This is a genomic window from Vibrio nereis NBRC 15637 (genome assembly GCF_001591105.1).
GTDB lineage: Bacteria > Pseudomonadota > Gammaproteobacteria > Enterobacterales > Vibrionaceae > Vibrio > Vibrio nereis.
This window is the reverse complement of record NZ_BCUD01000024.1, coordinates 38,331-46,313: the sequence shown is the minus strand read 5'-3', so window position 1 is coordinate 46,313 and position 7,983 is coordinate 38,331. Positions and strand designations below refer to the sequence as shown.

Sequence of the window (7,983 nt, the reverse complement as noted above, 5' to 3'; positions counted from 1 at the left end):
CTTGATTTTTCAAGCAATTGCTTTTCTCTTAGATCAAGCTCTTCTTTTGGCGCAACTAATACCACGTTGCCTTCCACACGCTTGTCCAAACCTTTCACTTGTAAAATGATATCTAACACTTGCTGCCAAGGCACACCGTCTAAACGTAACGTCAGGTTACCTGATACAGAGTCAGACACCACTAGATTGAAGTCGTTGTAGTCCGCGATCAGCTGTAACACATTTCGTACTGGGATATCCTGAAAGTTAATTGAAATCTTTTTACCTTCCCCTTCTAGGATGCTCTTCTGTTTAGGCTTTTCGTCCTTGGAAGGCTTCTTTACAATTACTTCTAAGTAGTTGCCGTTTAGCGTGTAGTCATAGCTGTATTCGCCTTCAATACTCGCCACCAGCAAGGTACTTGGCTCTTTACGAAACACTTCTATTGACTCGACATTGGTCGCAAAGTCTTTGACATCCAGCAGGTATATTTTGTCATCTACCACATTGGTGTTGATCAGCTCAATACTCAGCCCTTCTTGCGCTTTCTGAACGTCTACGGCAACTCTTGGGTTGGCTAATTGCACAATGATCTGAGCGTTTTGCTCGCTATCTACTCGAAAGTCGATGTTTTCCAGTTGGTTGCTTACATCTTCCTGCGCGGCTACTGCAACAGAAAAAAGCATACCTATAACCAGAAATATGCCTTGGGAGGCAAGTCTAGCTAATTGTTTCATTCCTAGTTCCATGATTTCATCTCAATCTACGACATCTATTTAAGCGCTAACTTAACGTTACGTTTATTCCAACAACCTAACCCGTCTGGCAGGGTTTCCTTTATTTGTAAATACTTGTCAGTTACTCGGGTAACCTTACCGTTATTCAAGCCGATATAATGGCCAGCATTGACTCGAACCACATTTCCTTTTGGTGTTTGCACCAAAGCGGAAATTTGCCCGTTACCACTCATGATCCCTGTTAAGCGCAGCTTACTGAGAGGGAACTTTTCCAGCTTACCCGTTTTCCTTCTCTTCGCTGGTTGCCAGCAATCCTTCTTAGCCAAAGGCTGATTAAGAACCAGTGCTGCTTGTGGTAAAACAAACGGCTCACGCGTTTTATGAGCCGCATATTGGGAAATTTTAAAATCGACAACTGGCTCAAGATCCACAACATCTTTACGTGCTTTGAGTTCCACTTGGGCCACGTATTCATCTAGTGGTTCTTGATTGGCTTTACACCCCACGAGAAGCAGCATGAGAGAAAACGCCGCAAAGCTACTATTTTTCATCTTCGACCTCCGGCTTAAATTGGTAGGTATAGGCGCGAACACGGAAATGAAGCGTGCTACTCTCCTGACTGACTCGTTGCCAATCAATATCATCCAAGTTAATGATCCGCGGCAGTTCAGCGATCGCCTGAGTAAAGTCACCAATATTGTGGTAATCGCCCGTTAACTCGATGTTGAGCGGCAGCCGATAAAGAAATTCTTTATTTTGTCTATGACCCCAATCGATTCGAGTAAAAGTCAGTGAGTTTTTTAATCCAACTTCGTTCACCGATGCCAACATGCTCGCCAACTCTTTCTGCACTGGCAGCTGACGCGACAAGAAATCATAACGCTCTGATAACTCATCCAATTGCGCTTTCAGCTTCGGCAGCGTCGCCACCTTGTTCGCCTTGATACGGATGGTGGTTTTTAGGGTTTGCTCTTTCTGAACCAAGCCGTCTAGGCGCTCGATTTGCGGTTTTAAGTAAAACCAATAGCCAAGGCCCTGAAGAAACAAGCCTAAAACTACAATCAACACCAACTGAGGCAAAATTGGCCAATCTGCTATTTCTTCAATATCAAGTTCATTGTACTTAGCCATTCTGGACTCCTTCGCTGGTTACTGTGGTTTCTGGTGCAAAAGAGAACGAGACTTTAAACGTCTGGAATTTCTTACCAAACCTTGGCTTATCATGAACAATGGAGTGCATCTCAACATCACGTATCACAGGAGAGCTTTCTAGATTATCCAACATGGTCGCCAAACGAGACGTTGTGTCACTGATGCCAGAGATCCGGACATGTAACCCGTTCATTTTGATCTTGTCGACGTATACCCCCTCAGGAATCAAGCTTGGAACAACATTCATAAAATCAGTGGCTTTATTGCGCTTTTCTTGCAGCTTCTCAACCACACTTAAGCGCGTTAAAAGGGCTTTATGCTCTTGCTCCACTTTTTTGAGCGCTTCAATCTCACGATCTTGCTGAGCAATATAGGAATTTAAATACTGCAAGCGAGCCTGCTGAGCCTGCTCTTGTTTTTGAAAGTAAACCCCTATTCCCCATTGCAGAAAGACGGCAATAAAAACCCCTAACACCAACATGGAGATAAATCTTTGTTTGTGGCGTGCTCGTAACTCTTCACGCCAAGGAAGCAAATTGACACTATGCAGCATGAGATCGCTCCATCCAGTCCAATCCTCTTAGTGCCAGCCCCGCTGCGGTGGTAAAGATATGACCATTAGACAAATCGATACCTTTTTTCAGGCTTTGAGCGGCAAAGAGGTTTAAGGGGTTCAACAACTCACATTCAAGACTTAAGCGGCGATTAATTTCTTCGGCAACCATTGGCGTTAGGGCACCTCCCCCTGATAGCCAAATGCCTTGAATGTCGGCTCCGCTAACCGATGTCAGAAGCTGAATGTGCCTCTGTAGTTTGTCCACTAAACTTTGGATAAAACGTTCGGTGCTTCCGTGAACGCCATGGGCGACATTTTCATCGGCCTCGATAAACTGAGTACCTAATGCTATTTCCTTAGAAAATGGGGCTTTATCCTTAAAGTCCATACAAACCGATGACTGACTTAAACCGATATCGACGAGCAGCCAATCTGGCCTGTCATAGACCACCGAGGCAAGCTGCCAGATATGCACCAAGCTGTGGGCCTGTACATCTAATAAAACGGGTTTAAAGCCAGCTTTGCTTGCGGCGTTCACACGGCTTTCTACGACGTCGAGTTTGGTCGCATAAACTTGGTAGCCCGCCATGGACTGATTCGGCCCGGAGGTTTTGATCTCGACAAAATCAAGACTAAGTTCTTCGATGGGGAAAGGGGATTGATGCGAAAAAGCCTGAGCGATGGCAAACTCCCGCTCTTGACCTTCTAATCCGCTATCTATCTGTAATACTTTGCTTATTACCGCATTATCGGGAATAGCTAATGCAACATTTTGACTAAATAGTGGTAAAGACTTCCTTAGTTCTTTGAGTTTCTTTACAATTTTCTGATAATTTAACACATGGTTGTCAGAGATAATGTCCGCATCAATTCTGATCTCTTTGTAACCAACAAGATTAAATGTGCCCTTTGATGGCTTGAGCGCAACTGCTTTAATACTGTGGTGACCAATATCAATGCCAATAACTAGAGATTTACCCATACCGCATAGTTCCTTAATATTGCCTAGCTCTATGTACGTAAATCGAAGTTTTATTCGCACATTAACCAAGAGAGCTAAGTTTTTAGCTTAAAGTACAAGGGTTTGCTCAAAGTAGACCTAATCAATCAGGGATTCTCCGGTGAAGTTCATAAAGCGTTTGTTCATTTTTACATTGGTTTGCATGATTCTTGGAGTCGGTACAATTTTCGGCTTCTATCTTTATGTAAAACCAGAACTACCAGATGTAGCGACTATAAAAGAGGTCGAGCTACAAACACCGATGCAGGTGTTCACTCAAGACGGCAAGCTGATCTCTCAGTTTGGTGAAAAACGTCGCATTCCAGTGACGTATGAGGAGATTCCTCAACACTTGATTGAAGCTCTGATCGCGACAGAAGACAGCCGCTTTTACGATCACCCAGGCATCGACCCAATCGGTATTACCCGAGCGGCCATTGTCGTTGCTATGTCAGGTTCGGCGAAACAAGGGGCGAGTACGATTACTCAGCAGCTTGCACGTAACTTTTTCTTGTCTAATGAGAAAAAGATTATGCGTAAGATTAAAGAGATCTTTATTGCGATCCATATTGAACAACTTTTGACTAAGCAAGAGATCATGGAGCTTTACGTAAACAAGATCTTCTTGGGTTATCGTTCTTATGGTTTCGGTGCCGCAGCACGAGTTTATTTTGGTAAAGAGCTGCACGACCTCACGTTGAGTGAAATCGCAACGTTAGCAGGCATGCCAAAAGCCCCTTCGACACTCAACCCGATTTACTCTCTTGAGCGCGCGACCGACCGACGCAACGTCGTACTGAAGCGAATGCTTGAAGAAAACTACATTACGCAAGCCGAGTATGAACAAGCGAAATCAGAAGCGCTTCTATCTCGCTACCATGGCGCTGAAATCGAAGTAAGCGCTCCGTACATTGCTGAACTAGCTCGCGCTTGGATGGTCTCTCGCTACGGTGAAGATGTGTATACCTCGGGGATGAACATCTACACGACGGTCGATTCAAAGCTTCAAGAAGCGGCCAATCGCTCTGCCGTTAATAACCTGCTTGGTTATGATGAACGTCACGGCTACCGCGGCGCAGAAAAAGTGCTATGGGAAGCAGATCAAACACCGCTAGAAGAAAAACAGATCAACAAAGCGTTGGATAAAATGCCAACGTACGGTGAGCTATACCCAGCGGTTGTCACCCAAGTGAATCAAAAAGATGCCACTCTAATCGTGAAGCACCAAGGCAACCAAGTGCTTGAGTGGGATGGTATGAAGTGGGCGAGAAAGTTCATTTCGGATACGCGCCAAGGTTCAGCACCGAAAAAAGCGGGTGATATCCTAGCAGTTGGCGAGGTCATTTTTGTTCGTCAAGCAAACGCAGAAGCCGAAAACGTTCAGTGGCATTTGAGCCAAGTTCCTAGCGCCAACACCGCGTTTATTGCCATGAACCCAGAAAACGGCGCCATCATTTCTCTGGTAGGTGGATTTAACTTCGAGCACAATAAGTTTAACCGCGTAACTCAATCGGTTCGTCAGGTAGGGTCGAGCATTAAGCCGTTCATCTATTCAGCCGGGATCGATAGCGGTTTAACCCTCGCAAGCCTGATTAACGACGCACCTATCAACCATTGGGACGAAAGCCAAGGAACTGCGTGGCGTCCAAAAAATTCACCACCGACGTATGTTGGCCCTACTCGCTTAAAAATCGGCCTAGCCCAATCGAAAAACGTGATGGCGGTTCGTGTACTACGTGAAGTAGGCCTCGAAGAAACTCGCCAATATTTAACCCGCTTTGGTTTTAAGATTGATGAGCTACCGCACTCTGACACCATTGCTCTCGGCGCGGGCAGTTTAACGCCGATGCAAGTGGCACAAGGCTACTCTGTTTTTGCCAACGGTGGCTACTATGTAGAACCTTTCTACATCAGCAAAATTGAAGGCCCATACGGCGATTTAGAGTTCGAAGCTCAGCCAAAAACAATTTGTAAACAAGACTGCGCTGCTCCGGTCACCCCGGCAGAGAATGAGTTCCAAGAGCAAGATGTGGATGTAAATGAAGTAGAATCCCCATACGCGCCTCAAGTGATCTCAGAACAAACAGCATTCCTAGTACGCGAAATGATGTACAGCAACATCTGGGGTGGCGGTGACTGGCGCGCTGGATCGGGCTGGAATGGTACTGGTTGGCGAGCACGTGCACTTAAGCGACGTGACATTGGCGGTAAAACAGGTACCACGAACGACTCTAAAGACGCGTGGTATGCGGGCTATGCTCCGGGCGTTGTTGCCGTTTCTTGGGTCGGCTTTGATAGTCACAACCGTACCCTAGGGCGCACTCGCTACAACAGTAACTTAGGCAAAAAACAAATTACTGGCGGTGAAGCAGGCTCAAAAACAGCACAGCCAGTGTGGATTGACTTCATGCATACCGCTCTTGAAGGTGTGCCAGAAGAGCGTAAGCAGGCACCATCCAATATTGTCCGTGTTCGTATTGATAGAGAGTCGGGCTTACTGACAAAGAAAAAAGACAGTAGCTCGATGTTCGAATACTTCCTGCGCGGAACAGAACCGAGAGAATACGTATCGAGAGAAACACCAGACAGTATCTATATGTCTGAAGACGGCAGTGAAGAGCTCTTCTAAGCCGAAAGATACGAAAGGGGGCGATGTGAATGCATCGCCCCCTTTTCTATTTCTGTAGCGTTTATGCGACTAGCCGAGATTGAATAGCAGCAGCAAGTTTCTCAAAGCGCTCTCTCAGCGGAGAGCCGGGACGATAGGCAAGTACAAGTCGACGAGAAGGCACCGGATTGGTTGCCTTGACATAACACACTCCATCTTTTTCCTTTTCATCTGGTAAAGAGAGCTCTGGCAATAAGGTAATCCCCGCCCCTGCAGCGACCATATTCCTTAACGTTTCCAGGCTAGTGGCTTTAAAGCGCTCATCATCTTTTGCACCTGCGGCAAAACAAAAGCCCAGTGCTTGGTCTCGCAAGCAGTGGCCATCACCAAGCGCCAGTACCGTGCGCCCATTGAGCGCTAACATATCCACTTCATCGAGTGTCGCCCACTCGTGATCACTCGGCACCGCGACACGCATCGGTTCGTCATAGACGTCAATTTCTTTGAACGGTGCGGTTTCAGCAACAGAAGCCAGTACTAAGCAGTCCAACTTTCCTTCCTCCAACTGACTCACAAGCTGATGCGTTTGCGCTTCATGCAAAAACAGCTCTAAGTCCGGGAATTGCTCTTTCAGGGCAGGAACAATGCGCGGCAAAATGTACGGACCAACCGTCGGAATAAAACCGATATGCATTGGCCCTGTCATTTCACCACTTTGGCCATTGGCCATATCCTTAAATGTTTTCACTTCATTCAAGATACGTTTGGCCTGCTCTACTAACTGCAAACCCGAGTCTGTAAACAACACTCGGCGACTGCTGCGCTCTAAAAGCGTGCTGCCAAGCTCATCCTCCAATTTACGGATTTGACCACTCAACGTAGGTTGGCTGACAAAACAGGCTTCTGCGGCTTTACGAAAATGCTTATGTTCGGCCAAAGCAACCAGATATTCAAAGTCACGAATATTCATTTCACTTTCCACTCATAACAAAGATAGAAATTAACTATCAAAACCATAGCATCAAACGATTAGAGCTATCAAAGAATTTTTTCAATAATGGGCTCAACAAAACGAAACAGAGCGAACGAAAGCGTTAAGCTCTAAACGAATCATTTAAAAATTAAAAGGAAATCATTTATGTTCGAATCAAAAGAAGGCCAAAACGTCCCTCAAGTTACTTTCCCAACTCGTCAAGGAGATCAATGGGTGAACGTAACGACCGACGAACTATTCAAAGGTAAAACGGTCATCGTATTTAGTCTTCCAGGCGCATTTACGCCAACTTGTTCATCAAGCCATTTGCCTCGCTACAACGAGCTGTTCCCGGTATTTAAAGACCACGGCGTTGATGAAATTCTGTGTGTATCGGTCAACGACACCTTTGTCATGAACGCATGGAAAGAAGACCAAGAGGCCGAAAACATCACCTTCATTCCTGACGGTAACGGTGAGTTCACAGACGGCATGGGCATGCTGGTTGATAAGAACGACCTGGGCTTTGGTAAGCGCTCATGGCGTTACAGCATGCTAGTGAAAGACGGTGTGGTAGAGAAAATGTTCATCGAACCAAACGAACCAGGCGACCCGTTCAAAGTATCAGACGCGGACACTATGCTGGGTTACGTTGCACCAGATTACAAAACTCAAGAGTCGATTACTGTCTTCACTAAACCGGGCTGTCCGTTCTGTGCAAAAGCAAAACAGAACCTAATCGATAAAGGCCTTCAGTACGAAGAAGTTATCCTAGGTAAAGATGCAACCACTGTCAGCCTACGTGCTATCTCAGGTCGTACAACGGTTCCTCAAGTCTTCATCGGTGGTCAACACATCGGTGGTAGCGAAGAACTAGAAACATTCCTAGGCTAAAACTCTAAGGCTTCGTTCTTCCAGTTCAACATGGATCGGAAGAACGTCGTTCAAATCCTGATATCCAATTCACTCCTCCAAGCA

At 45.9% G+C, this 7,983-nt stretch carries 8 protein-coding genes; 2 read left to right on the top strand and 6 right to left on the bottom strand.

The annotated features are described in order from the left end of the window. The 5 genes from VNE01S_RS17520 to pilM form a co-directional block, all read right to left on the bottom strand. The coding region (locus tag VNE01S_RS17520) for a secretin and TonB N-terminal domain-containing protein (protein WP_373278603.1) at positions 1 to 665 on the bottom strand (665 nt) is incomplete at its 3' end. Between the two features lie 86 nt (positions 666 to 751). Continuing rightward, positions 752 to 1,267 (bottom strand): pilus assembly protein PilP, encoded by a 516-nt coding sequence (locus tag VNE01S_RS17515; RefSeq protein ID WP_053396541.1) that lies wholly within the window; start codon positions 1,265 to 1,267, stop codon positions 752 to 754. Beyond that, positions 1,257 to 1,847: a type IV pilus inner membrane component PilO gene (locus tag VNE01S_RS17510; protein WP_053396540.1), complete on the bottom strand. Its 591-nt coding sequence runs from the start codon at positions 1,845 to 1,847 to the stop codon at positions 1,257 to 1,259. Before VNE01S_RS17510 ends, VNE01S_RS17515 begins: the two co-directional genes overlap by 11 nt. Then, a complete protein-coding gene (locus VNE01S_RS17505; protein ID WP_053396539.1) occupies positions 1,840 to 2,421 on the bottom strand; it encodes a PilN domain-containing protein in 582 nt (193 codons plus the stop codon). Before VNE01S_RS17505 ends, VNE01S_RS17510 begins: the two co-directional genes overlap by 8 nt. Beyond that, positions 2,411 to 3,406: a type IV pilus assembly protein PilM gene (pilM, locus tag VNE01S_RS17500; RefSeq protein ID WP_053396538.1), complete on the bottom strand. Its 996-nt coding sequence runs from the start codon at positions 3,404 to 3,406 to the stop codon at positions 2,411 to 2,413. The genes VNE01S_RS17505 and pilM overlap by 11 nt, the downstream gene beginning before the upstream one ends. Before the next feature lie 139 nt (positions 3,407 to 3,545). Here pilM and VNE01S_RS17495 point away from each other — a divergent pair, with 139 nt between their 5' ends. After that, on the top strand, positions 3,546 to 6,053 hold the full coding sequence (locus VNE01S_RS17495) for a penicillin-binding protein 1A (RefSeq protein ID WP_053396537.1): 2,508 nt from the start codon (positions 3,546 to 3,548) through the stop codon (positions 6,051 to 6,053). A gap of 61 nt (positions 6,054 to 6,114) precedes the next feature. Here the strand turns inward: VNE01S_RS17495 and oxyR are convergent, their stop codons facing one another. After that, positions 6,115 to 7,002: a DNA-binding transcriptional regulator OxyR gene (gene oxyR / locus VNE01S_RS17490; RefSeq protein WP_053396536.1), complete on the bottom strand. Its 888-nt coding sequence runs from the start codon at positions 7,000 to 7,002 to the stop codon at positions 6,115 to 6,117. A gap of 168 nt (positions 7,003 to 7,170) precedes the next feature. Here oxyR and VNE01S_RS17485 point away from each other — a divergent pair, with 168 nt between their 5' ends. Further along, the gene (locus VNE01S_RS17485; RefSeq protein ID WP_053396535.1) at positions 7,171 to 7,899 is read left to right on the top strand and encodes a glutathione peroxidase; all 729 of its coding nucleotides are present in this window, start codon (positions 7,171 to 7,173) and stop codon (positions 7,897 to 7,899) included. Positions 7,900 to 7,983 lie beyond the last annotated feature (84 nt).